Annotated in this window: 23 protein-coding genes and 3 pseudogenes; 13 read left to right on the top strand and 13 right to left on the bottom strand. The window is 63.9% G+C overall.

The features are described 5' to 3' along the window. Window positions 1-67: 67 nt before the first annotated feature. Together HGQ17_RS08430 and HGQ17_RS08425 are read left to right on the top strand one after the other, a co-directional pair. The gene (locus tag HGQ17_RS08430) at window positions 68-1,546 is read left to right on the top strand and encodes an alanine/glycine:cation symporter family protein (protein ID WP_324615223.1); all 1,479 of its coding nucleotides are present in this window, start codon (window positions 68-70) and stop codon (window positions 1,544-1,546) included. A gap of 48 nt (window positions 1,547-1,594) precedes the next feature. Further along, the gene (locus HGQ17_RS08425) at window positions 1,595-2,089 is read left to right on the top strand and encodes a small multi-drug export protein (protein WP_229503415.1); all 495 of its coding nucleotides are present in this window, start codon (window positions 1,595-1,597) and stop codon (window positions 2,087-2,089) included. 95 nt (window positions 2,090-2,184) lie between these two features. On the opposite strand, the gene HGQ17_RS08420 is transcribed toward HGQ17_RS08425, so the two are convergent. The 4 genes from HGQ17_RS08420 to HGQ17_RS08405 all read right to left on the bottom strand — a co-directional run bounded on the left by HGQ17_RS08420 (window position 2,185) and on the right by HGQ17_RS08405 (window position 3,478). Then, entirely contained in the window at window positions 2,185-2,691 is a 507-nt protein-coding gene (locus HGQ17_RS08420; protein WP_168887495.1) for a hypothetical protein, read from the bottom strand. Between the two features lie 54 nt (window positions 2,692-2,745). Continuing rightward, complete coding sequence (locus HGQ17_RS08415; protein WP_168887494.1) at window positions 2,746-2,991, bottom strand: SRPBCC family protein; 246 nt, start codon at window positions 2,989-2,991, stop codon at window positions 2,746-2,748. Window positions 2,992-3,055: 64 nt separating this feature from the next. After that, window positions 3,056-3,259: a type II toxin-antitoxin system death-on-curing family toxin gene (locus HGQ17_RS08410; RefSeq protein WP_267873174.1), complete on the bottom strand. Its 204-nt coding sequence runs from the start codon at window positions 3,257-3,259 to the stop codon at window positions 3,056-3,058. A 12-nt stretch (window positions 3,260-3,271) separates the two neighbouring features. Beyond that, window positions 3,272-3,478, bottom strand: coding sequence for a CopG family ribbon-helix-helix protein (locus HGQ17_RS08405; RefSeq protein ID WP_229503413.1), 207 nt, complete (start codon window positions 3,476-3,478; stop codon window positions 3,272-3,274). An 80-nt stretch (window positions 3,479-3,558) separates the two neighbouring features. Between HGQ17_RS08405 and HGQ17_RS08400 the strand changes: the two genes are divergently transcribed. After that, the gene (locus tag HGQ17_RS08400) at window positions 3,559-4,776 is read left to right on the top strand and encodes an AMP-binding protein (protein ID WP_211090537.1); all 1,218 of its coding nucleotides are present in this window, start codon (window positions 3,559-3,561) and stop codon (window positions 4,774-4,776) included. A 34-nt stretch (window positions 4,777-4,810) separates the two neighbouring features. Continuing rightward, on the top strand, window positions 4,811-5,725 hold the full coding sequence (locus tag HGQ17_RS08395) for a 1,4-dihydroxy-2-naphthoate polyprenyltransferase (RefSeq protein WP_168887492.1): 915 nt from the start codon (window positions 4,811-4,813) through the stop codon (window positions 5,723-5,725). A 21-nt stretch (window positions 5,726-5,746) separates the two neighbouring features. Here the strand turns inward: HGQ17_RS08395 and HGQ17_RS08390 are convergent, their stop codons facing one another. Both HGQ17_RS08390 and HGQ17_RS08385 read right to left on the bottom strand, forming a co-directional pair. Continuing rightward, a complete protein-coding gene (locus HGQ17_RS08390; protein ID WP_168887491.1) occupies window positions 5,747-6,520 on the bottom strand; it encodes a hypothetical protein in 774 nt (257 codons plus the stop codon). Between the two features lie 48 nt (window positions 6,521-6,568). Further along, the gene (locus HGQ17_RS08385) at window positions 6,569-7,009 is read right to left on the bottom strand and encodes a PLDc N-terminal domain-containing protein (protein ID WP_168887490.1); all 441 of its coding nucleotides are present in this window, start codon (window positions 7,007-7,009) and stop codon (window positions 6,569-6,571) included. A gap of 51 nt (window positions 7,010-7,060) precedes the next feature. Between HGQ17_RS08385 and HGQ17_RS08380 the strand changes: the two genes are divergently transcribed. From HGQ17_RS08380 to HGQ17_RS15290, 6 genes and pseudogenes are all read left to right on the top strand, one after another. Continuing rightward, on the top strand, window positions 7,061-7,354 hold the full coding sequence (locus HGQ17_RS08380; RefSeq protein ID WP_168887489.1) for a DUF4229 domain-containing protein: 294 nt from the start codon (window positions 7,061-7,063) through the stop codon (window positions 7,352-7,354). Window positions 7,355-7,412: 58 nt separating this feature from the next. After that, window positions 7,413-8,804, top strand: a complete 1,392-nt coding sequence (locus HGQ17_RS08375) for an IS30 family transposase (protein ID WP_168887488.1) — start codon at window positions 7,413-7,415, stop codon at window positions 8,802-8,804. 187 nt (window positions 8,805-8,991) lie between these two features. Continuing rightward, window positions 8,992-9,198, top strand: a pseudogene (locus HGQ17_RS08370) (IS3 family transposase); the annotation flags it as partial. 167 nt (window positions 9,199-9,365) lie between these two features. Beyond that, entirely contained in the window at window positions 9,366-10,289 is a 924-nt protein-coding gene (locus HGQ17_RS08365; protein WP_168887487.1) for a F510_1955 family glycosylhydrolase, read from the top strand. A 516-nt stretch (window positions 10,290-10,805) separates the two neighbouring features. Further along, window positions 10,806-12,015 (top strand): annotated as a pseudogene (locus HGQ17_RS08360) (IS1380 family transposase); the annotation flags it as partial. A 287-nt stretch (window positions 12,016-12,302) separates the two neighbouring features. Continuing rightward, a pseudogene (locus HGQ17_RS15290) lies at window positions 12,303-13,272 on the top strand (IS110 family RNA-guided transposase); the annotation flags it as partial. 72 nt (window positions 13,273-13,344) lie between these two features. Here the strand turns inward: HGQ17_RS15290 and ccsB are convergent. The 5 genes from ccsB to HGQ17_RS08325 all read right to left on the bottom strand — a co-directional run bounded on the left by ccsB (window position 13,345) and on the right by HGQ17_RS08325 (window position 18,464). Continuing rightward, window positions 13,345-14,427, bottom strand: a complete 1,083-nt coding sequence (gene ccsB / locus HGQ17_RS08345; protein WP_168887485.1) for a c-type cytochrome biogenesis protein CcsB — start codon at window positions 14,425-14,427, stop codon at window positions 13,345-13,347. Beyond that, entirely contained in the window at window positions 14,424-16,172 is a 1,749-nt protein-coding gene (gene resB / locus HGQ17_RS08340) for a cytochrome c biogenesis protein ResB (protein ID WP_168887484.1), read from the bottom strand. Before resB ends, ccsB begins: the two co-directional genes overlap by 4 nt. After that, window positions 16,169-16,930 carry a cytochrome c biogenesis CcdA family protein gene (locus tag HGQ17_RS08335; RefSeq protein WP_168887526.1) on the bottom strand — a complete coding sequence of 254 codons (762 nt, stop codon included), beginning with the start codon at window positions 16,928-16,930 and terminating at the stop codon, window positions 16,169-16,171. Before HGQ17_RS08335 ends, resB begins: the two co-directional genes overlap by 4 nt. A gap of 2 nt (window positions 16,931-16,932) precedes the next feature. Beyond that, complete coding sequence (locus tag HGQ17_RS08330; protein ID WP_168887483.1) at window positions 16,933-17,550, bottom strand: TlpA family protein disulfide reductase; 618 nt, start codon at window positions 17,548-17,550, stop codon at window positions 16,933-16,935. 68 nt (window positions 17,551-17,618) lie between these two features. Further along, complete coding sequence (locus tag HGQ17_RS08325; RefSeq protein ID WP_168887482.1) at window positions 17,619-18,464, bottom strand: hypothetical protein; 846 nt, start codon at window positions 18,462-18,464, stop codon at window positions 17,619-17,621. Window positions 18,465-18,494: 30 nt separating this feature from the next. Between HGQ17_RS08325 and HGQ17_RS08320 the strand changes: the two genes are divergently transcribed. Further along, on the top strand, window positions 18,495-19,160 hold the full coding sequence (locus HGQ17_RS08320; protein WP_168887481.1) for a histidine phosphatase family protein: 666 nt from the start codon (window positions 18,495-18,497) through the stop codon (window positions 19,158-19,160). A 120-nt stretch (window positions 19,161-19,280) separates the two neighbouring features. On the opposite strand, the gene purN is transcribed toward HGQ17_RS08320, so the two are convergent. Beyond that, a complete protein-coding gene (gene purN, locus HGQ17_RS08315; RefSeq protein WP_168887480.1) occupies window positions 19,281-19,868 on the bottom strand; it encodes a phosphoribosylglycinamide formyltransferase in 588 nt (195 codons plus the stop codon). A gap of 29 nt (window positions 19,869-19,897) precedes the next feature. On the opposite strand from purN, the gene HGQ17_RS08310 reads away from it, so the two are divergent. Beyond that, on the top strand, window positions 19,898-20,275 hold the full coding sequence (locus HGQ17_RS08310) for a cytochrome d ubiquinol oxidase subunit II (protein ID WP_168887479.1): 378 nt from the start codon (window positions 19,898-19,900) through the stop codon (window positions 20,273-20,275). On the opposite strand, the gene HGQ17_RS08305 is transcribed toward HGQ17_RS08310, so the two are convergent. Continuing rightward, the gene (locus HGQ17_RS08305) at window positions 20,253-21,554 is read right to left on the bottom strand and encodes a cell division protein PerM (RefSeq protein WP_168887478.1); all 1,302 of its coding nucleotides are present in this window, start codon (window positions 21,552-21,554) and stop codon (window positions 20,253-20,255) included. The genes HGQ17_RS08310 and HGQ17_RS08305 overlap by 23 nt on opposite strands. Window positions 21,555-21,813: 259 nt before the next feature. Between HGQ17_RS08305 and HGQ17_RS08300 the strand changes: the two genes are divergently transcribed. Further along, window positions 21,814-23,028: a glycosyltransferase family 4 protein gene (locus HGQ17_RS08300; RefSeq protein WP_168887477.1), complete on the top strand. Its 1,215-nt coding sequence runs from the start codon at window positions 21,814-21,816 to the stop codon at window positions 23,026-23,028. Window positions 23,029-23,058 lie beyond the last annotated feature (30 nt).

The raw sequence follows: 23,058 nt of genomic DNA, 5'->3' as shown, positions 1-23,058 counted from the left end.
TGAGATTGCCAGGGTAGGCAGGCTCTGACGCGGGGGTTTGGGCCAACATCGGGTATTGTCCCCGGTTGTGAATACTGAGACTTTCGCCGAGTTGCTCGGCCAGATCGAGGATATGTCCTGGGAACTTGTGGGCATCCCGGTCATCATCGCCATCGGCTTCTACCTGACCGTGCGCACCGGAGTGGTGCAGATCCGGCATCTGCCCGATATGTTCCGCACGATCACTGACCGAGCCACCCGGGATGAAGAGGGCCGCACACGGTCGCTCTCAGCCTTCCAAGCATTTACGATCACCGCTTCTGCCCGCGTGGGTACCGGGAACATCGCCGGTGTGGCCGGGGCGATCGCCCTGGGTGGCCCCGGAGCGGTCTTCTGGATGTGGGTGATGGCGATCTTCAACTCCGCCGCCTCCTTTGTGGAGTCCACCCTGGCGCAGTTGTATAAGACTCGGCGCTTCGACACCTTCAAGGGTGGGCCGGCCTACTACATCGAACGCGGTCTGGGCTCTCGCTCCGGCGGAATCGTCTTTGCGGTGATCTTCATCTTCTGCTTCGCGCTGAGCTTCACCTCTCTGCAGGCCAATACGATCGTCGACTCCGCCACCGGGGCCGCCTCCGAGCTGGGCATAGAGGACACCGCCGCCCTGAAATGGGGCCTCGCCGTCGTGCTCGTTGTGCTGACCGGAATCATTGTGATCGCCGGTCTGCGACGGGTGGCCAAAGTCGCCCAGAGCGTTGTGCCAGCGATGGCCATGCTCTACATCCTGCTGGGACTAATCGTGGTGATCGTGCATATCGATCAGCTGCCCACGGTGATCGCACTGATCTTTGGCGAGGCCTTCAACTTCAACGCAGCCGCCGGCGGTGCCTTCGGCGCGATGATTATGGCTGGTATCCAGCGCGGCATGTTCTCCAATGAGGCCGGTATGGGTTCAGTGCCCAATGTGGCGGCCACTGCGGATGTCTCCCACCCGGCCAAGCAGGGCCTGGTCCAGACCCTCGGGGTGTACCTGGACACTCTGATCATCTGCTCAGTCACTGCATTCATCATCCTGGTCACCTACCCAGACCCCACTGCGACTGCCGATGCCAACCCCGGCGCTGAGCTGACTCAGATGGCGCTGACCTCAACCTTTGGGGCGTTTGGTGCTGTGGCCTTGGCGGTGATCATTCTGATGGTGGCCTTCACCTCAATCTTGGGCAACTACTCCTATGGTGAAGCCAACGTCCTGTTCATCTCCGATTCGGAGACCCTGCGCAAGGTCTACGCCGTCGGGCTGACCGGGGTCGTGTTCCTGGGTTCAGTGATCTCCGTGGAGCTGGCCTGGGCGATCGCCGGGGTCACCATGGTTATCATCGCCCTGTTCAACCTGGTGGTGATCACTGAGATGGCCGGCACAGCGGTTCGCCTGCTCAAGCATTACCAGGCTCAGCGGCGCGAAGGCCTGGATCCGGTGTTCGTAGCCTCCGATATGCCAGACCTTCGGAACGTCGAATGCTGGACCGAGGAAGACGCTGCCGGACACAGGGAACCCCAGCGGCAGTAGTCTCAGGAGCCAGGAAGCAGTAGCCGCGAAGGGAGGTGGCAGTCTGCTTTGAACGCCTCAGACTGGTGGGGCCTGCTGGCGATGTTCCTCGGCGGGGCCTTCCCCTGGCTGGAAGCCGTCGTCGTCATTCCTGCCGGGATCATCGCCGGGCTACCGACTGTCCCAGTAGTTATAGCCGCCACCGCCGGCAATCTGCTGACCATTGCTCTGTCAGCTTGGTTCGGTGAGCATATCCGCAGCTGGTTTTCCCGATGGCGCGACCGCCGCGAGGCTCAGAAGCACGATCAGGAGACCTTGGCCCGCAAGGAGACCAAGCGTGCCAAACGCCAGCAGCGGATCGAGCGGGTGATGAACCGCGGTGGGATACCTGCCCTTGCTCTGTTCGGGCCAATCATCGGCACTCAGATCATGGCGGTAGCTGTGGTGGCCATGGGCATTTCCGCCGTCCGGTCCTTCTTCTGGATCAGCCTGGGCACTATCGGCTGGGCCATCCTGGCAGCTGCCGCCACTCGCGGCGGATTCCAGATCTTCGGCCTCGGGTAACCCTGAGGGATAGACCGCCCCCCTGGTTCAGACAGAGCTAAACTGCTTCTCTCAATTGAGGAGGCCCTAGCCTGCGCCCTCTTCTGGAGGTTGGCTCACTGCGTCTTAGTGAGGCTCTCCACCCATTCACGCCAGCGAGGCTCCACCTGATCACGCACCGCCGGCCCTTCGGGACCGTAGAAGGACCCCTGGATAATGACGCCGACAGAGGTCCCATACCCCGAGGCAGCGATGCCGAATATGCCAGCAGTCGGCTCCGAGGTGCGGATGGCCAGGACGTCGTCGTGAACGTACTCGACCGTCCCGCGGAGGGTGGGCGCGCCTGATGCGGTTTCCACCTCATCCCCCACCGAAACTCCGGAGAGCCCGAGAGCTTCGCGCACATTCGGGGCCTGCTCGACACCGGAGATTTCATGCTGGACCAGCATCGTGGTGGTCGGCATCCCACGGAAGTGGGTGAGGTAGACCTGAAGATTCCGCATGGCCGGTACCCAGCCGTGCATCGTGCCATCGATCATGTCCTTCCATTCCTCACCGCGGTCGAGGAAACCGGAGGAGAGCCGCACTCGGCAGGCACCGCCTGAGACCGCCTCGACAAGCATTTCGGTGTTCCACGCCGGAACATCGCTCCGCTCCTCATGCCAGTCGACCTCCTCCTACTCCAGACGGTGCGGCGGCTCCCAGGCGGTGATAGTGCCCTCGGAGTCACCGTAGTCACCGTGATGGGTCACGATCTTCCCGCCTTCGCGCTCCTCGACGCTGGCCGGCACGAACAATGCCTCGATGCCGGGACCGGTGGCGATGGCAGCCCAGACCCCCTCGGGCGTTCCGGGGACCTCGGCTTCGAGCACGGCGCGGCGCCGCCCGTCCTCGCTGTCGATCCAGTGGTTGATTTCGCTCATGCTTAGTTCTCCTTCGGAGGCTGCGGGTCTTGATCGGGTTCGGGCACGGGATATGCACTGGCCACTAGTCGGCCCACCTTTGGAGGTTGGCCTCCAGGAACTCTGCCGAGGCCTCCAGCGCCAAGTTTCCCTGAGCGACGTCGAGGATGTAGTCGAAGACCGCATCATCGTCCGCGATAAGCCGCGCCCCATTTCGGCGGAGGAAGATGATCAAAAGGATGAGGGCAGTGCGCTTATTCCCATCCCGCAACGGGTGGTTTCGCGCCAGTGATTCGCCTCATCAGGCATCAGCGAGACGCTCGATGACCTTGCCATAACGCTCGAAGGCGTAGTCGAAGGCCTCATCGACCTGCCGCCTCTCTTCGTCTTCCCGGACGAACTGCTCCACGCTCTGGGCAATCAAGGCATGTTTGGAGATATGCCGACGTTCAGCGATTTCCTCGATCTTCTTGTCGAGTTCCTCCGGCAGCCTCAGCGTCATAGCCATACCAAAATGATACCAACGCCGGATTCGCTAAGCTGACTGGGCACACTCGACCCCTGACACCAATGAGGTGAGAGGCCCCTATGACCGAGTGGGTCAGCCAGGCCCTTACAGCCCTGCGCGCGATGATGGACCCCGCCAGTGATGCCCCGCCCCTGGAATTTCTGCCGGCCGAGGCCGGCCAGCCTCCAAAATGGCTGGATCGCCCCGAAATCAGCGCGGTCCCCGAGGGCCTGGCACACGGTGATGAGAAGGTCGCCGTCGTGGTTCGAACCTCCGGGTCCACAGGCACCCCTAAGCAGACCCTGCTCTCGGCCGGGGCCCTACGCGCCTCCGCCCGGATGACCGCCGAGACTTTAGGCGGACACGGACAGTGGCTGTTGACCCTGCAGCCCTCCTATGTCGCGGGCCTGGCCATCCTGACCCGCAGCCTCGAGGCCGAAACCACTCCCGTAGCCCTGCTGGAGAACACCACCGATGCCGAGGCCTTCACCCGCGCCACCGAGCAGCTGACCGGCAGCCGACGCTATGTCTCCTTAGTCCCGACCCAGCTGCGGCGCCTGCTGGAACAAGCCCAGCACTCCCCCGAACTCCTTGCCGCCCTGCGCAGTTTTGATGCCATCCTGCTCGGCGGTGCACCAACGCCAGCTGAGCTCTTCGACACCGCCCAGGAATCCGGACTGAATGTCACCCGCACCTATGGCATGGCCGAGACCTGCGGAGGTTGCGTCTATGACGGCTACCCCCTGCCCGGGGTCACAGTGGAACTGGGCACCCACGGACGGGTTCTGCTCTCTGGCCCCATGGTCGCCTTGGGCTATTACGACGACGCCGACCTCACCGCCGAGAAATTCGAGACCGACCCCCTGACCGGGCAGCGGAGGTTCCGCACCGATGACCTCGGCCAACTCAGCCGTCCCGAGGAGGATGGTCAGCGACTGCCCCGCCTCAGTGTCACCGGCCGGGCTGATGATGTGATCAATACCGGCGGGATCAAGGTCTCGGCCGAGGAGGTCCGCCGCGCACTGGAATCCCATCCCAGCATCCGTGAGGCATTCGTGGCCGGTATCCCAGATAATGAATGGGGCCAAAAAGTCGTTGCGGCGGTGGTCTTGGCCACCGCCTCCCGCTCGGGCAACACCCTGCCTGAGCTTGAGGACTTGGTCCGCGAGCGCCTGGGCGCCCCCGCTGTGCCCAAGCACTTCGAACTGCTGGGCGCCCTGCCCCTGCTGCCCAATGGCAAACCAGACCGGCAGACCCTGCTGCGCCAGCTGAGCACCGCTGGGCGCTCATCAGCATGAACTGGCATCAGGCACCGAATGAGAAAGGACCAGTGTGGCGACACTGAGTGAATGGTCAGCCGGCGCCCGGCCCCGGACCCTGCCGATGGCGGTCTGCCCGGTGCTGATCGGCGCGGCAGCCGCCTTTGCCTCACCGGCAGAGCTCCGCCTGGCACTGCTGCTGGGGATCACAGCCCTGGCCCTGGTGGTATCCCTAGCCCTGCAGGTGGGGGTCAACTACGCCAATGACTATTCAGATGGCGTCCGCGGCACCGATGACGTGCGCGTGGGACCCATGCGTCTGACCGCCTCAGGTGCAGCCCGCCCGGGCCAGGTCAAGGCCGCCGCCTTCCTCAGCTTCGGCATCGCCGGTATCGCCGGCCTGGTCATCGTGCTGGTCACCGCCCAGTGGTGGATGCTGGCTGTCGGTGCGGTCTGCGTCCTGGCCGCCTGGTGGTACACCGGCGGCTCCAAACCCTATGGCTACCTCGGCCTGGGCGAGGTGATGGTCTTCATCTTCTTCGGTCTGGTCGCCACCCTCGGCACCACCTATGCGGTTCTGGCGGCCGCTGAGGCACAGGATGGCTTCCCCTGGGTTGCCGCGAGTATCGGTGCGGTCTCCCACGGGCTGATCGCCTCGGCACTGCTGATGGCCAATAACGTTAGGGATATCCCCACTGACCGGGAGTCAGGCAAGATGACCTTGGCCGTCCGTCTGGGCGACACCAAGGCTCGCTGGGCCTATGTGGTGATGGTGGCAGCCGCAGTGCTGCTGCCCCTGTGGATGCTGATGGATAACCCCTGGGTGGTCTTTGTAGCTCTGAGCTGGGCGTTGGCGGTTCCTCCCGCCCAGCGGATCCTGAACCAGCAGCATACTGGCCCAGCGCTGATCCCGGTGCTGCAGCAGACCGGAAGCCTCGGACTGGTCTTCGCCATCACCTATTCGCTCGCCCTATTGATCGGCGCCTAAACACCCGACGACGACGGCGCCCTATCCTCCGGACTGGGCAAGGATTCGGACGAGGTCCTCAGCCACACCCTGATTGCCGTGGTCGATGCGCAGCTCCTCATCCATGGAGTGGATGCGCAGCTGGATCAGCGCCTCAGTTTCCTCGTCGTAGTAGAGGGCTTCGAGGTCTCCCCCGTTTCCGTCGTTATTGGGGTAGTCGCGTTGCACAGTGTGCACCTCAGTCCCGGCGATCTCGATGGTCTCGATCTCATGAGTTCGCTCCGGCCGATCGGGTTGGGTGAGGAAATTCTCAACGGTCTCTTCGGCCTGCGCTGGGTCACCAGGGACCATCAGCTGGAATTCGGCACCCCACCGCGGTGTATCTTCGGAGTCCCGCTGCTCGTCGGTGCGGGTGAGCCCGCAGAGGTACCGGTATTCATCCTCGGTGGAAGGCTCCCCACCGTAATTGGTGGTGGGGCTGCCAAAGGGGCCAAATCCGTTGGACTGGAACCGCGGGGTCATATCGAAGAACTCCGGTGGCTCATCCAGGAACAGGCACTCCTCATCCATCCGCAGGATGGGTTGGTTCTCCCCGTAGGCGGCGGAGCCAGGCCATTCCTGGGCGGTCACATCCACCCACTGCTGGGGAATGCTGATCTCCTCGACCTCGGAGGCATCCACTGGCGCGGCCTGGACCCCGGGGGCGTCCTGGAACATCGGGGAACCACTCTGCCCGCCCTCTGATTCACTGCCGCAGCCGCTGAGGATCAGCGACCCCAGGGCCGCTGCAGTTACTACAAAAGCTCTGTTCTTCATAAACAGAACTTTGCCACACTTTGCAACAGCAAAGCAAATGGGGTGGGATCAGTTGTTCTCCGGATTGGGGCCCGGCTGAGACTCGGGGCCTGAGTCGCCGTCGACGTCGCCGTCGTCCTGCTGGCGCTTCTTCTCCTCAGCCCGGCGCTCGGCTTCGCGCTTCTTCCGCTCTTCTTCGGCGCGTTTGCGGGCTTCTTCCTCGCGGCGCTGCTGCTGGCGGCGCTGGAACTCGATATTGCGCAGGAACTCCGGATCGTCGTCGGGGGCTGCCGGTCCTTTGCGCGGGCCACCCCCGCCATTGCCGCCACGGGCTTTGCCGAAGCCAAGCCAGAGTCCGGGACCCAGCAGCGGCAGGAGGATGATGATGGGGATCCATGCTGCTTTGCGCAGCACCCGCACCTGACGCTTGGGTGTCTGGATGCAGTCGACCGTGCAGTAGATCAGCAGGCCGAGGGCAACGACACCGAGACCCATGAATACGCGAACCATGTCTTCCAGGGTAATTGACCAGCGCTGAGGTCCCCCAATTACACTGGACCGATGGCCGTTCTGAAATATTCGCTGCTGCGCCTCGGTGTCTTCGCCGTGGTGTTTTTCGCCTGCGCGCAGCTGCGCCTGGGAGAGTTCACCCTGATCTTCGCACTGCTGATCGGACTGGTGGTCTCCTGGGCTGTGGGATACCTCTTCTTCAATCGCCTGCGGCTGCAGGCTGCCGAGCAGCTGGCCAATCGAGTCAGCAGCAATTCACGGAAGAAGTCCTCCGCTGAGGCCGAGGATAACGCCGCCGAGGACGAACTGGCGGAGAAATTTCACGACGACGAACCGATCCGCTGAAGCTGCTCCAGAGCGGCTTCTATCGGTGGTTGCACCGGCTTGATCTTCAGGAGCCGCAGTGGAACCTGCCGAACCCGAGTCCGGTGTCCTTCGCTACGAGGATGATGTCTTCGATGCAGTGATCGCCCTGGTCGGTCAGGGAATGAGCACTCGCAAGGCCGCCGCGGCCTGCGGGGTCTCACCCTCGACAGTGTACCGCTGGGTGGCTCAGTCCCGGGCGGGGAAACCACATGGTGCTAATGGCAGGCCTGGGCACCCTGCTCGGGAGACGTTCCACCAACTGCGGCAGCAGGGCCAGTCAGTACGTGCAGCGGCAGCGGCTGTGGGGGTCTCCTCGATGAGCGGGTACAAGTGGGATCAGCAGGTCCGCGCTGGTGCCAGCGCGCCGGAGCGTACTGTGGGCCAGTCCCGGGCGTATAACCAGAAGATGCGCGTTCATCAGCTGTTGGCCGGCACCGATACCAACCCCCGCTTCCTGACTCTTGCTGAGCGGGAGAAGATCCGGGACCTACGTGCCGCTGGGAACTCGATGCGCCAGGTGGCCACCCAGCTGGGCAGGCCGCATTCAACGATCAGCCGGGAGGTCGCCGGTAACAGTGATGCTGCCGGGAAGTATCTGCCGTATAGGGCCCAGAGGATGGCCGCAGAGCCTCGGGCCCGGCCCAAGGCCGCCAAGCTGACCACAGACTCCAAGCTGCGAAGCTGGGTGACCCAGAAGCTGGCGTTGCAGTGGTCCCCGGCTCAGATCAGTGCCACCCTGGTCAAAGAGTTCCCCGAGGACACGGAGATGCGTGTGTGCCACGAGACGATCTACCAAGCCCTCTACCTTCAGGCCCGAGGCGGGCTGAAGAAAGAGGTCGCCGCGGCTCTGCGCACCGGCCGTGCCCGCCGGAAACCACAGGGCACCCAGCCCAAACCACGCACCTTGGGGGAGACCATGATCATGATCAGTGACCGGCCCGCTGAGATCGAGGACCGGGCCGTGGCCGGCCACTGGGAAGGAGACCTGATCATGGGAGCCGGCAACCGCTCAGCCATCGCCACCTTGGTGGAGCGCCAAAGCCGGTACGTGATGCTCTGCCACCTGCCCGGGGACCACACCGCTGAGACTGTCGCCGCCGCGGTCACTGCCCAGATGAAGACTCTGCCGCAGCACCTGCGCGGATCACTGACCTGGGACCAGGGATCGGAAATGGGCGCCCACCACAAGATCACCATCGACGCCCAGTTGCCGGTCTATTTCTGCGACCCGGCATCCCCATGGCAGCGGGGGTCCAATGAGAACACCAACGGGCTGCTGCGCCAGTACTTCCCCAAAGGCACCGACCTGGCCGTCCATGGGCCTGAGGACCTCGAGCACGTGGCTCACCTGCTCAACGGAAGACCCCGTGAGACACTCCAATGGAACACCCCAGCCGAGAAGATCAGAGACCTCATCCTCGCCAGCTAATCACCCCGCTGGTGCAACGACTCCTAGAATCCGCCGTTCACTCGACGCACAGCTGAAGGCAAGTGCAAACGCGACATCATCCGGTGTCTCAAACGCTATGTCATCCGCGAGGTCTATCACCTGATCAAGGCACGACCTCCTGCCGCGGAGCCGGCCTCAGCGACTACTTGACAACTATAGGAGCATCAATGCCGCGATGGAGAGCTTCTTCTCGACGTTGCAGAAAAACGTGCTCAACAGGCAGTCCTGGGCCACCAGGGATCAGTTGCGAGCCCGGATCATTCACTGGATCGAAGCGACCTATCATCGCCGCCGCCGACAGCGGAGGCTGGGTAAGCTGACTCCGGTCGAGTACGAGACCGTTCACAAGGATGCCGTCGCCCTGGCGGCATAAGCCCGACGGTCAACCGAACCTTCAGCAGACCCCATCAGAGACGACGTCGGCGCGAAGGCTGCTGGACCCCAACACTGCTGACCAGTCGATGTTGGTGCGGAGCTGGACCGTGTTTTCTACGCTGCGTAGAATTGGACATCCGACACCCCGAGATGGAGGAGCTAACCATGAGCAGGAAAACGCCCAACCTGAGGCGTGCGTCTTTGAGGAATCCGGATGGCTGGTCGGGTAAGCGGTCAGTGATGATATTCGCCGTCTCAGCTTTAGTGCTTACCGCGTGCGGCGCTGAAACCAACGGTGCCGATCCGGAAGGTCCGGTTGAGGACGGAGAGGGTGAAAACCTGGAGCATGTCCATGATTTAGACGTCGATCCTTCCGATGGCTCGCTTATGATCGCCAGTCACTACGGTTTGTTTCGGCTTCACGACGATGGCCCCCGCCGCGTCTCTGAGATCCAGGATTTCATGGGCTTCACTGTGGCGGATGAAGACCTGCTGCTGGCCAGCGGCCACCCGGGCGAAGGGCAAGACGCTCCGGCCAACCTAGGGTTGATTGCCTCCTCTGACGGCGGTGCTACGTGGGAGGACGTCTCGCTTAGCGGCGAAGCAGACTTCCATGCACTGGATGCGATGGGAGACCGCATTTACGGGGTGAATGCCACCTCAGGGCAAGAGCTGTTGATCAGCGACGACGCCGGCGAAACCTGGCAAAGTCCGGGTGCGCCAGCGATGGCAAGCCTCACCATAGATCCTCGCGACGCCGACACCGTGTTGGGTACCACCGAGAGTGGCCCTGTCATCAGCACAGACGGGGGACAAAGTTTCACGCCTGTAGCTGAGGCTCCGATCCTTCACCATGTCGACTGGGCCCCTGACGGGACGATCTTCGCCCTCGACCCCGATGCCGGGGTACACCGAAGTGAGGACAACGGATTCACCTGGGAACAAGTCGGTGAGGTCGATGCGGGTGTGGAGGGCTACCCTGAGGCGCTCCACGCTGTGGACCAGGATGAAGTATGGGCCGCTGTCGGGGGCAGCATTCTTCACAGCACCGACGGCGGCGAGAGCTTCGACGTCATCCACGAGAGCTAACCCTCTGGCTATTTAGTCCCTCTGGATTTTACGAGTCGACTCATGGCCTTCCAGCAGGCCCAGGGCAACGTCCTCTTCACGCACTACACGCGCCGACAGAGCCCCAACTCTAGTTCGCGATCTGAACCTTCACCACCGAGGCTACAACGACGCTGCGGACAATTCAGCACTGCGATGAACACTTCGAAATGTAGGTCAGCAGCCAGACCAGACGGACCACGCGATGGCTTATGGGTCTGTCACCAGTCCGCTGCCGGTATTTACGTGGGCAATGGACAGGTCATTTCCGCTACCCTCAGCTCCGGAGTGACTCTGCACGGCATGGATGATAGCTGGCACGACGTCAACGCTATCGTGAGCCCAAACTGATCGGCGCTCAACGCTAGTTCAGACTAACCTCGGTGTTTCATGGCGGGGCTTGATTTTGGGGTGTAGATAGACGAGAGTGCCACTCCGACCTGGGATGATGGGACTTGCGAAGGTTCCATATCTCCGAGTCGAGAGGGCACTCTCAAAGTGAAGCGTATCGCTGGTACTGGTCGTATGAAAGTCTCTGCTGATGGGGCAGGTGTCGTGTCGCATGCCGGGGTCGGGATGCTGAGAGAACTTGCAGAGCGCACTGGCCTGGTGGCTGGGCTCTTGGAACCATTATTGGACTCGTATAAGGGGCTGCCGGTGCATGCCCCGGGCCGGGTTCTCACTGATTTGGCGGTCGCGGTTGCTGATGGTGCCACCAACATCTCAGGGATCCAGACGTTGACTGATCGCCAGGATGTGTTCGGACCCGTAGCTTCGATGCCAACTACCTGGCGTGTGCTGGACCGGGTCACCGAGGACCGCCTGCCGGCGCTGCGGCAGGCGTGCGCTGCTGCTCGCAGCCGGGCGTGGGCCGCCGGTGCTGAGCCTGATCTGGATGGCGAGGATGGTGGGCCGTTGGTGATTGATGTCGATGCGACCATCAGCCTGGCCCATTCAGAGAAGGAGAACGCGGCTGCCACCTGGAAACGGACTTTCGGGTTTCATCCGTTGCTTGCGTTCCTTGACCGACCCGAAGTCAGCGGCGGTGAAGCACTGGCCGGATTCCTACGACCGGGGAACGCGGGGGCGAGTACGGCTGCTGATCACATCACCGTCATCGACCAGGCCCTGGAGGCTCTTCCGGCTGGAGTGCGTCCTGGCGCCGACGCCAGTCCCGGTGTGTTGGTGCGCAGCGACTCTGCCGGGGCCTGGCATGCTTTCGCTGATCACTGCCGAGAGATCGGGGTGGAGTTCTCTTTTGGCTACTTCATCAACCAGCCGATCCAGAAGGTCGTTGACAAGATTCCAGCCGAATTGTGGATGCCAGCCATCAGCACCGACGGCTCGATCCGCGACCGCGCCTGGGTGGTTGAGGCCACTGACTATGTGGACATCAGCAGTTGGCCAGTCGGGACCCGCCTGATTCTGCGCAAAGAGCGTCCGCATCCTGGTGCGCAGCTGTCCTTCACTGATGCTGATGGGCACAGGGTGACGGCTTTCATCACTGACACCGCGCCCAGAGTGGTGGATCATCAGATCCAGGGCCTGGAGCGCCGTCACCGCCAGCATGCCCGAGTCGAGGACCGGATCCGCCCACGCCAAAGCCACCGGCCTGGCCCGCTTCCCCGCTGAAGGGTTCGCCGAAAACACCGCGTGGTTGCAGGTGGTGATGATCGCCAATGACCTGATCACCTGGACAAAACTCATTGTGAGTCTTGGTAGTGGCTGGTCTGGGACTGGCTGGCAGGATGGCTACTGGCCGTTCCGCCCCATGGATGTGACTCACAAACTCATTGACCTTTGATTGTCTTTAGGCGGACTTGTCCGTTCATCGGGGTGGTCGGCCGGCACCTGTCCGGCCCACCTCGGTAACTTGATCAGAAGATTGTCCACCCGCTGGGTGTGACCCGTCACAGTGCTGTTCCGAAGTGACCACGACCCGGACTGGTACCGGCCGGTAACGGCCGTAAGAACCATGTCCATCACGTTGGAAGGGACTCCCGGGAGTTTCCCACCAGTTCCGCCGGCATCAAACGGGCCATGGCTTGGGTCGCCCGCCGCACCGAAGCAGACGCCGACACCCTGTGGGTGATCGAAGGCGCCGCCACCTACGGAGCGATCCTGGCCGGCACCGTGGCCGCTCACCGCTATCCGGTGGCTGAAGCCCCGCGCATGGAGGCCAAGATCCGCCGTGGCGTGGGTAAGTCCGATGCCCTGGATGCTCACCAGATCGCCACGGCCACCCTGGGGCTGCCCGTGGAAAAGCTGCGCCGACCCCGGCTAGATGATGGGGTCCGCCAGAGCGTGCAGATCCTGGCCACCGCCCGGGAATCGATGAGCAAGGACCGTACTCGGTCAGTCAACGCGCTGACCGCCCTGGTTCGGGCCAACGAGTTGGGCCTGGATGCCCGCAAAAAAACTAACCAGCACCCAGATCACCGAGGTCTCTCGGTGGCGGGACCGCGAGGAAGAGCTCTCCATCTCGATCGCCCGGTCTGAGGCCGCACGGCTGGCCAAGCACATCCTGGACCTGGATGAACAGCTCACCGCCAACGAGAAGCAACTCGATGAGCTGGTCAAAGCCAGCGAGGCCGCACCCCTGCTCCAGGAGAAGGGGTTCCGAGCCATCAGCGCCGCGAAGTGCCTCGCCGCGTGGTCCCACCACGGCAGAGTCCGCAACGAGGCGGCGTTCGCTTCCCTGGCGGGGGCCAATCCCATCCCCGCCTCGTCCGGGAACACGATCCGACACCGACCGAACCGCGGCGGCGACAGGTCCCTGAACAACGCCCTGCACATGGTCGCCATCACCAAGATGACCCACGATGCCGAGACCCGCCAGTACGTCGAGAAACGCCGAGCAGAAGGCAAAACCGACCGAGAGATCCGCCGCTGTCTCAAGCGCTACCTGACCCGCCGGGTCTACCGAACCCTCAACACCTCAGCAGCAGCCATGAACGCGGCTTGACAAACATAGAAGAGTCTGGGAGTTCACCGAGCATTCACCGAACGGGGCAGCGCGGTTGGGTACGGGACCTCGTTACTGGGGCAGGCCAGCGTAGGAGTGCAGGCCGGGGAACCAGACGTTGACCACGGTGTAGTTGATGATGATGCACACGAAGCCCACGATGGACAGCCAGGCAGCCCGGTTGCCGGTCCAGCCGCGGGTGGCCCGGGCGTGCAGGTAGCCGGCGTAGACCACCCAGATCACGAAGGTCCAGACCTCCTTGGGGTCCCACCCCCAGTAGCGGCCCCAGGACTCATTGGCCCAGATCGCGCCGGTAATCAGCGGACCAACCGTCCAGAAGACGAAAGCCACCGCGTTGATCCGGTAGGCCCAGTTCTCCAGGGAGAAGGCCTTGGGCACCAGGCGCAGGAAAGTCAGCTTCTGCAGCCGTCCGCCCTTCTCCCGCTGGCTCTGAATCAGCTGCAGGACGTTCATGGCGAAGGTCAGCACGAACAGGCCGATGGACAGCGAGGCCAGGGAGACGTGGATGACCAGCCAGGGGCTCTGCAGGGCCGGCTGGACATGGCCGATCGGGGTCGGGAAGCCGATGGTGGCAGCGACCATCATGGTCACCACCAACCCCAGCACGAAGACACCCAGGAAGCGCAGGTCACGGCGAATGAGGCTGGCCAGATACACCAGGGTGACCACCAGGGCGGCACCGACCAGGAACTCGTACATATTCCCCAGGGGCCAGCGGCTGGCAGCAATTCCGCGGGAGATCACCGCGAAGGCATGTGCGGCCACGGCCACCACGGTCAGGGCCACCGCCACATTGGCGAAGGGGCGCCGAGTGCCGATATAGGCCATATCGTCATCGACGAGGTCCTCATCGGCGACCTCCGGCTGCTGAGCGGAATCATCGCCGGCATCGGCGGTCAGTCCGGCATCGGAGCCACCAGCACCGGCGCCGACCAGTTCGCGGGGACGCTGATGCTCGGCCTCGGCGGCCAGCTCGTTCTCCACCCGTTTGATGGTCGCCGAACTGCGCGCGGTGTCCACAGTGAACAGGATGAACGCCAGGGTATAGATGAAGCCGCTGATCATCATGAACAGCTCAGAGTATTCGGCCAGCTCAACATTGATCGGCTGAAGCGCACTTGCCACTGTGCTCATGGGGTATCCTTCTCCACGTTGTTCTCATCTTCCGGCGGGCGGACCGGCCAGATCTTTTCAAACTGGGTGCGCAGAGCGATGTTCTCATCACGCAGACGGAAGTCCTCACCGCGGGCGAGGAGGCCGTAGGTGACCAGTGTACGCCCCGATTCAGACTCCTCGACCTTGACCCAGGCCCGTCGCCTGCGCATGAACAGGCTGGCGGTCAGGCCCACTGTCGCGGTGATCGAGAAGGCCAGAATCCAGCCGGTTGCGGGGTTATAGGTGATGTCCAGGGCCACATAGTCCCGAACACCTTCGAACTCGATCGTGCCGAGTCCATTGGGAAGTTCCAGGGTCTCGCCGGGGGCCAGCACGATGCCGCCGTCCTCGGACTCCCGGGAGTTCAGCTCAGTGAGGTCCTCAGTGTCGAGGACGTACACGTTCTGTGGCAGGCCGTCGTCGAGCCCGAGGTCTCCGTAATAGGAGTTCAGATGCAGTTCGGGGTTCAGCAGCTCGGGGTCGGCCGAGATGGCCATCCCGTCACCGGTGTCATGGGCGCTGGGCAGGAATAGGCCCACGAAGCCCAGCTGTTCGGGGACGGCATCGGGGGCTTTGATCACCATCATCGAGGTGTAGGAGCCATCGTCGGGACGGGTGATGACCGGCCCAGATAAGGCGACCTCACCCTCGCCGTCGCGCACGGTGACCACCGGGGCGTAGCCATTGCCGACCAGGTAGATACTAGCCCCGCCCAGGGAGAGGGGGTCGTTGACCTTCAGCTCGGTCTGCTCCGGTTCGGCATCGGGGCTCTCCCGGACGGTGACCTCGGCGGTGAAGTCCAGGGCCTGACCGTAGTTGGGATTGGGCTCGCCGTCGAAGAACTGCCGGTCGAAGGCCCGGTCGAAGGAGTCCAGCCGGATAGAGAAGGGATCCAGCAGGTCCTCGCTGAACCAGGTGCCGGGGAAGAAATTGTCGTAATCGGCCAGGGCGTTGACGAAGCCCTCATCCTCCACCAGGACCTTCTGGCCGCGGTAGCTGAAGAAGGAGCCCACGGCCACCGCCACCAGCACACCGACCAGGGAGACGTGGAAGAGGATATTGCCGACCTCTTTGAGGTAGCCCTTCTCGGCTCCGACCGATCCCGTCCCGTTCTCACCGGGGCGCCTCTCGGTGCGATAACGACGACGACGCAGCACGCCTTCGGCCTGCTCCAGCACCTTCTCGCGCTCTGGGGAGTCCTCGTCGAGCTCCAGGGCACCGTATTCGGGCAGTCGGGCCAGCCGCCGTGGGGTCCGCGGCGGCGGTGAGGTCATCTGCTGGTAGTGCTTACGCGTCCGCGGGATGATACAGCCGATCAGGCTGATGAACAGCAGCAGGTAGATCGCGGAGAACCAGACCGAGGAGTAGACGTCGAAGAACTGGAAGAAGTCCAGGATCGGTCCGGCGGTGGGGTTGTCCTCGATCCAGGTCTGCACTGCGAAGGAGTCCTGGACCCGCTGCGGGAAGATGGAGCCGGGCACTGCGGCAATCGCCAGCAGGAGCAGTAGCATCAGCGCGGTGCGCATACTGGTCAGCTGGGTCCAGGCCCAGCGCAGCATCCCGGTGAGGCCCAGGGTGGGGGCGGTGACGTCCTTCTTGGAGGTGCCCTTCTGCTCTGTGCTCTGCTCTGTGCCCTGGGCGGTGTTAATCGCGTCTTCGCGCGCATTGTCCCGGTGGGCGGAGGGCTGGACCTGCGGAGCGTCGTGGTCGTTGTTCTTACTCATATGGGCATCACGACCTCGGATTCGAACCAGTCCTGCAGCGCCCAGACCCAGGTGTTCCAGATGCCGCTGGCCATCAGCAGACCGATCAGGATCAGCATGCCGCCGCCGATGCGCATCACCGCCAGCTTATGCCGCTTGAAGAATTCCATGGCCCGCATTCCGCGCTGCAGACCCAGGCTGATCAGGATGAACGGCAGGCCCAGGCCGATGCAGTAGAAGAAGACCAGCAGCGCACCGCGGGTGTGCTCAGCCCCGGAGGGGTTGCCGACTACCAGGGCCAGCACTGCCGCCAGGGTGGGGCCCATACAGGGGGCCCAGCCGATGCCGAAGGTGGCCCCCAGCAGGGGTGCCCCGAGCAGGCCGTCGGGGGGCCGGCGGTGGATTTTGCGTTCGCGTTGGAAGGCGCTGAAGGCTCCCATGAAGACCAGTCCCATGAAGATCACCAGGATGCCCAGCACCTGGGTGAGCCAGTCGCCGCCGCCGAAGCGCAGCCAGGTGGAGACCTGGACGAAGATCGCCCCGATGAGCACAAAGACCACGGTGAAACCCAGGACAAAGAGTGTTGCACCCAGCGCCATCCGGGAGCGGGCACGGTCGGCCAGATCCACACCGGAGAGTCCGGTGACATAGCCGAGATAGCCGGGTACCAGCGGCAGCACACAGGGTGAGAGGAAGCTGATCAGCCCCGCCAGCAGGGCAATCGGTGCGGCCAGCAGCAGGGTGCCGTCAGTGGCGATCTCGGCGAAGGGGTTGTTCACCATCAAGCCTCTTCAAGGGCGGTGTCGATCAGGGCGCGCAGTGTTCCGGGGTCCACGAGGCCGCTGATCCGGGCCGAGACCCTTCCCTCGCGGTCGAGCACCAGGGTGGTGGGCACCGCCGAGGGGTGGACGTAGTCGGTCAAGGACATCAGCACATCCCCGCCACGGTCCTCGATGGAGGGGTAGGTGATCCCGAAGGTCCGCTCGAAGGCCTCTGCGGTGGGCTGGGTGTCGCGGGTGTTGACCCCGTAGAACTGGACCCCGTCGGCCTCGAATTCCTCGTGAATCTCCTGCAGGTCCGGGGCTTCCTTACGGCAGGGCGGGCAGGCGGCGTACCAGACGTTGATCACGGTGACCTCGCCCTGGAAGGTCTCGGCGGTGACGGCCTCGCCCTCGAAAGTCTCAGCCTCGAAGACCACCGGCTCGCCGCGGTTATCGGCCCCGTACTCCTGGACCGAGCCGTCTCCGGCCACGTAGTTGGAGCCGTCATTGGAGGCGTTTTGGGCCAGGTCCTCGTTATCCGAGCCGCAGGCGGTCAGTGCGAAGGCAGAGATCAGCACCGCAGCCACGAGGCTGCGGAACCGGCGGCGGGAGGGGCCCTGCGGGCGTGGAAAATGCATCAGTCGTCAATTCTACCGTTTTCTACGGTGTGTAGAAAAAGCGGCGGTATGAGCGGCTGAGCGTCGGGTCAATACCCCCGACGACGCCGCGCTTCCTTCCACCAGCGGCGGTGCCTGACGAAGTGGTTCGACGGCGGCAGCCACATGGCCACAATCGCTGCTGCCGAGAGCAGGACCACCAGGAAGATCAGCGCATAGCTGGTGCCGTTATGGCCCAGCAGCAGGAAGAACAGGCTCAGCCCGGACCAGATGGTGGCCAGTACGCGTCCGGGCGTTCCGGCCATGGATCCCAGGAAGGCCATGGTGATGTAAAGCCCCAGCAGAATGATCGACCAGATCAGTGCCACCAAGGCGAAGGTGATCACGGTGAACTCCAGGATCTCGGCCTGGGTCATATCCGACAGCTGGGGGTCGTTCTGGGTGGCTGCCAGCATGGATTCCTGCATATACGGGCTGAGCACCTCATCGGGGTGCTGCCCGGGCAGGGTGGCGAAGACGTAGATACCCCAGGCCAGGGAGGTCAGACCGGCCACCAGCAGCAGGATCAGGGTGGCGTAGAGGCTCCCGGGTCGGCTCGGCGGAGTTTGGGCCGGCTGCTCACCCGAACCCTGAGGGAAGGGGGCGGGGCCGCCTTCGGCTGCCCGCAGCTCCTCCTCGGTGGGCGTTCCATAGGGGCTGGCCACCTGGGCCTCGGAGCTCTTGGCCGGTTCCGGGCTTGCCCATGGGGAGGCGGCCGGCGAGCGCTGCTCTGCCGGCTGCTCAGCGCGCTCTTCGGTGTTCTCCCTCTCAGCGCTGTCGGCTGCGGATTCCTTGGCGGTCTCCTCGCCGGTGGGTTTAGGAGCATAGGCCCCATAGCGGGGGCGGGGCCGCTCATCGGGGGCGCTTGTGGCGTCGTCGTGCCCAGAAGTACTCATATGCGCAACTTTACTGCCAGACTTGGGGCTATGGCTCAAACTGCAACTGTCCACTTGGTCCGGCATGGTGAGGTCTATAACCCGCAGAAGGTGCTCTACGGGCGGCTGCCCGGTTTTGGGCTCTCTGATCTGGGTAAGCAGATGGCTGAAGGGATTGCTGAGTATTTCGGCCAGCGTGCGGAGGCCGGTCAGCCGGTGCATCTGCTGGCAGCCTCTCCCCTGCAGCGGGCCCAGGAGACTATCGCTCCCCTGGCGGCCCGGCTGGATCTTCCGGTGATCACCGAGGACCGGGTGTTGGAGGCGGAGAACGCCTTTGAGGGACTCTCGAATGTGAAGCGGCACCTGCGCAGCCCGCGGTACTGGCCGCTGCTGCGCAACCCCTTCCGGCCCTCCTGGGGTGAACCGTATAAGCAGCAGGTGGAGCGGGTGCTACAGGCGGTCAAGGACCTCTCGGACCGGGCGATTGCCGAACATGGCGATGGCGCCGAGGTGGTTCTGGTCTCCCATCAGCTGCCGATCTGGGTGACCCGGCTATGGGCTGAGCAGCGTCCGCTGTGGCATGACCCGCGCAGTCGTGAATGCACTCTGACCTCGGTGACCAGCCTCAATATCGGTCCCGGGGGTGTGGAGTCGGTCAGCTATGCCGAACCGAATAAGCAGCTGAGCAAGCAGGCCCTGGCCCTACCCGGGGCTTAGTCAACAGAGGCTGGGCCCTCCGCTCCGCGGCGTCTGGCCTCCTCCGACCCCGAGTTTCCCAGCGATATTGCAGTATCTCGGTGAAATTCCCCCGGGAATCGGTAATTTCGCCCGGTAACCTCAGCTCAGCTGCAGCCGCCCGGCGGCCAACCGCTCGAGGGTCTCTAACAGCAGGCGGCGCTCCTGGACCTTGATCCGCTCATGCAGGCTGTCCTCGGTGTCATCCTCGGTGATCTCCACCGCCGCCTGAGCGATGATCGGACCGGTGTCCACCCCGGCATCGACCTGGTGGACCGTGCAGCCGGTGACTTTAACCCCGTGGCGCAGTGCATCGCGGACTCCGTGGGCCCCGGGGAAGCTGGGCAGCAGGGCGGGATGGGTGTTGATGATCGGAACCCCGAGGCTGGTCAGGAACTCCTCGGAGAGGATCCGCATGAACCCTGAGGTCACCAGCAGATCCGGGGCATGCTCCTGGACTGCCGCGCATAGCTGACGGTTCCATTCGCTGCGCTCCTCCGGACTGGCGCACTTCTGCAGGGGGACCGCGAAGGTGGTGATTCCGGCGCCCTCGGCCCGCTGCAGCCCCTTGCAGCCGGGAACATCGGAGCCCACCGCGGCGATCTCCACCGGCAGCGGACCGGCGGTGACGGCGTCGATGATCGCCTGAAGGTTCGAGCCCGAGCCGGATACCAGCACCACAATTCGCATAGAGGCAAGCCTATAAGCTTAGGAGCACCATGGATGAAGAAACCCGCGCGCGCTACCGACGGTGGCTGGGCTGGCTGGTGCTGGCCCTTGTACTGGGCTACGCAGGCCTCGAGATGCCGATGCCCTGGCGGGTGGTGACCATTGTGGCCTCTCTGGCCGGGGTGATCGGCGCCATCGTGCTTCTGGTGAAATGTCTGCGCGCCAAGGCCCCGGCCATGCTGAGCGTCTCCGCGGTGGTGGTGATGGTCTGCTGCGGGTTCTTCCTACTCAGCGCGGTGATGCAGGCGATCTTCTGGAATGCCTCAGTGGAGTTCGACGAGTGCCTGCGCACCGCGGTGACTGAACGGGCCACCAACGCCTGTTACGAGGACTACGAGCAGAGCATCACGAGCCTGCAGTTGCGCTGAACTCCTCGGAGTCAGCATTACGACGACGCCGCGGCAGACTGATCATCTTCACCCCAGGGGCGGCGAGGTAGCCGATCATGGTGCCCAGGCCCACCCAGCAGGCCAGCAGCAGCGCGGTAAGCATGCCATGTGGGCCGATATCGGTCATCCGCCCCACGCCCAGGGAGATATGGGACAGCCAGAGGGGGCCGATAAGTACGACGGCGGCCACCGCCCCGGTCAGCGCCCCGAGCACCAGGGTGGAGACGGTTATGGAGACTGCACGGACTTTCAGCCGCAGCTGGCACCAGTCATCGAAGTGGTTCTCCCCTTCGCGCATGAACCAAACCCCGGCGATGACACCGGCGAGAACTGGCAGAACCAGTACCGCAGGCGCATAGGTATAGGCCTCCTGGGGTACTGCACCGAGCACCGGTACCTCCGGGATGCCGCCGAGTTCAGTGGTGAAGGGGGTGACCGGGGCATCGGTGCCGAGGGTGAATCCGGAGCCGGTTGAGTAGGCCAGGGCCCAGAGCACCATATTCGGGGCCAGTCCCAGATGCAGCAGGGTCAGCCCGAGTCCGCCGAAGATACCGGCGCCGAGTTCCTGATAGGAGTTGGCGACTTCCATCCACTGCACAGCCAACCAGCCGGCCAGCAGGACCGCGGCCAGGCCCAGGGCTGCCACGGAGGCGACCAGCCCTGCCCGCAGCACTGCCCAGATATAGGCCCCAGCCCATTTCAGATGCTGGGAGAATTCCTCCACCCGGGCCTCGAGGTCCACCCCGATCATCCGGGTGGCACTGCGGGCTTCGGCATAACAGCCGGCCAGGGAACCGATCCCGACCACGGCAGTGCAGGCGACTCCGGCCCAGACCATAGTTCCGGGGTCCTGGGCGGCGAAGCGTGCCAGGCCGACCCCGGCTGCGGCATAGCCTGCGGTGAACAGGGCCAGGCCCTGCCAGAGCTGGCTGGGATAGGAGCCCTGGGCCAGCCGGCGTCCGGTGCGCCAGGCCAGCAGCACCGGGATGAGGGTGAAGCCCAGGGGTACCAGGTGGAACCAGCCGGTCTCCCCTTCGGAGAGGTAGAGGGGTACGGCGTGGATGACCAGCCAGGCCTGTGCGGCCAGTTCCCCGGCGGCCAGGGGGTCGAAGCCCTGCCAGTTGCGTGCGAGGCTGATGCCGGTCACCGGGATCACCACCAGCAGCACAGTGGCCAATACCGCCTGGATCGCCTCAAATAGGCCGAAGAGCCACAGTGGCGGGGTGGGAAGTTTTCGCATCATTTTCAATGGTGCCACAGGGGCTTATCTCCCCCGCGGACGCTCACCCCATTGCCGGCGAATCGCACCCCAGGAGGCGACCCCATGAGGCTCGAGGCGAAGCCGTTGAGCCGACTTCAGGCGTGAAGCTCGGCAAGGCTTTGCCGAGCGAGAGGCCGCGCGACATGCGCGTGCGGCCGGGACCAGCTCTGGATCTTCCATGAACGTTCATACGGTGTTTACCGGACACGAACCGCCTCGTTGAGGTTTGGCTACTTGACCCCCGCACTCTGTAAGCGTGAAGGTTGTAGTGGTTGCTGAATCCTTTCTTCCGCATATGAACGGGGTGACCAACTCCGTTCTGCAGGTTCTCGCCCATCTTCGGCGTCGTGGGGATGAGGTGACCGTCATCGCCCCCTCGGATTCCTTCCTGGAGACCAATCCGCTCTCCGAGGATCTGCCTGATCAGCCCGAACTCTGCCACGGCTACCCCGTGATCCGGGTGCCCTCCCTGCCGCTTCCGGATTATCCGAAGGTCCGGGTGGCCGCCGGGTTCGTGATGCGCATCCGCCATCTCCTGGAGGATCTCGCCCCGGATGTGGTGCATGTGGCCTCGCCCTTTGTCCTGGGTTGGCGGGCCATCCAGGCCGCTGATGCCCTGGGCCTACCCACGGTCTCGATCTACCAGACCGAGGTCCCGACCTATGCCGGGCGCTATAAGCTCCCCTGGGCCGAATCCCTGCTCTGGCAGCATGTTCAGCGCATGCATAATGCCTCCACACTGAACCTGGTGCCCAGTTCCTTCTGTAAGTATCAGCTGCGCGCCCGGGGCATCCCCCGGCTGAAGACCTGGCGCCGCGGGGTGGACACTGACCGGTTCACTCCCACCCGCCGTTCGGCCCACCTGCGCGAGAAGATGGCCCCCAATGGGGAGAAGCTAATCGGTTTCGTGGGCCGGCTCGCCGCGGAGAAGCAGATCGAGGATTTGGCGGTGCTGGATGATCTGCCCGGGACCCGACTGGTGATCATCGGCTCCGGCCCCCAGGAGAAGGCCCTGGCCAAGCAACTGCCGAACGCATATTTCGCCGGCTTCCAGTCCGGTGATGACCTCGGTGCTCATGTGGCCAGCCTGGATGTCTTCGTCCACCCCGGTGAGGCAGAGACCTTCTGCCAGACCATTCAGGAGGCCTTCGCCGCAGGTGTCCCCGTAGTCGCCGTCGGACGTGGTGGCCCTCTGGATCTGGTGGATCCCGGCCGCACCGGCTGGCTCTACCAGCCCGGGGATCTCACCGGCCTGCGCGATGCGGTGAAACACCTCATCGACGACGACGCCGCCCGCCTACGTGCTTCTGCCCAGGCTCACCTGGAGGTCCAAGGCAGGACCTGGGAGGCGATCTGCAACCAGCTGGTGGGTCATTATTCCGGGGCCATTGAGGTCAATGCCCGGCTGCAGACCTCTCGGGCCAAGACCTATATCCAGACCGGCTGGCTGGGCAATCTGCTGACCCGCTGAACCACGCTGACCGCCTGAACCCCTGAGCCC

The organism is Nesterenkonia sedimenti (assembly GCF_012641515.1).
Lineage (GTDB): Bacteria > Actinomycetota > Actinomycetes > Actinomycetales > Micrococcaceae > Nesterenkonia > Nesterenkonia sedimenti.
This window is presented reverse-complemented; position numbering and strand designations above follow the sequence as displayed.

What these genes read in the sequence shown, in the direction of transcription:
- ccsB (WP_168887485.1), bottom strand. Translation starts at nt 14,427, where the DNA reads ATGAGCACAGTGGCAAGTGCGCTTCAGCCGATCAATGTTGAGCTGGCC.
- HGQ17_RS08390 (WP_168887491.1), bottom strand. Translation starts at nt 6,520, where the DNA reads ATGAAGAACAGAGCTTTTGTAGTAACTGCAGCGGCCCTGGGGTCGCTG.
- HGQ17_RS08325 (WP_168887482.1), bottom strand. Translation starts at nt 18,464, where the DNA reads ATGAGTACTTCTGGGCACGACGACGCCACAAGCGCCCCCGATGAGCGG.
- HGQ17_RS08385 (WP_168887490.1), bottom strand. Translation starts at nt 7,009, where the DNA reads ATGGTTCGCGTATTCATGGGTCTCGGTGTCGTTGCCCTCGGCCTGCTG.
- HGQ17_RS08405 (WP_229503413.1), bottom strand. Translation starts at nt 3,478, where the DNA reads ATGGCTATGACGCTGAGGCTGCCGGAGGAACTCGACAAGAAGATCGAG.
- HGQ17_RS08420 (WP_168887495.1), bottom strand. Translation starts at nt 2,691, where the DNA reads ATGCTTGTCGAGGCGGTCTCAGGCGGTGCCTGCCGAGTGCGGCTCTCC.
- HGQ17_RS08310 (WP_168887479.1), top strand. Translation starts at nt 19,898, where the DNA reads ATGGATGAAGAAACCCGCGCGCGCTACCGACGGTGGCTGGGCTGGCTG.
- HGQ17_RS08330 (WP_168887483.1), bottom strand. Translation starts at nt 17,550, where the DNA reads ATGCATTTTCCACGCCCGCAGGGCCCCTCCCGCCGCCGGTTCCGCAGC.
- HGQ17_RS08380 (WP_168887489.1), top strand. Translation starts at nt 7,061, where the DNA reads ATGGCCGTTCTGAAATATTCGCTGCTGCGCCTCGGTGTCTTCGCCGTG.
- HGQ17_RS08320 (WP_168887481.1), top strand. Translation starts at nt 18,495, where the DNA reads ATGGCTCAAACTGCAACTGTCCACTTGGTCCGGCATGGTGAGGTCTAT.
- HGQ17_RS08415 (WP_168887494.1), bottom strand. Translation starts at nt 2,991, where the DNA reads ATGAGCGAAATCAACCACTGGATCGACAGCGAGGACGGGCGGCGCCGC.
- HGQ17_RS08400 (WP_211090537.1), top strand. Translation starts at nt 3,559, where the DNA reads ATGACCGAGTGGGTCAGCCAGGCCCTTACAGCCCTGCGCGCGATGATG.
- HGQ17_RS08365 (WP_168887487.1), top strand. Translation starts at nt 9,366, where the DNA reads ATGAGCAGGAAAACGCCCAACCTGAGGCGTGCGTCTTTGAGGAATCCG.
- purN (WP_168887480.1), bottom strand. Translation starts at nt 19,868, where the DNA reads ATGCGAATTGTGGTGCTGGTATCCGGCTCGGGCTCGAACCTTCAGGCG.
- resB (WP_168887484.1), bottom strand. Translation starts at nt 16,172, where the DNA reads ATGAGTAAGAACAACGACCACGACGCTCCGCAGGTCCAGCCCTCCGCC.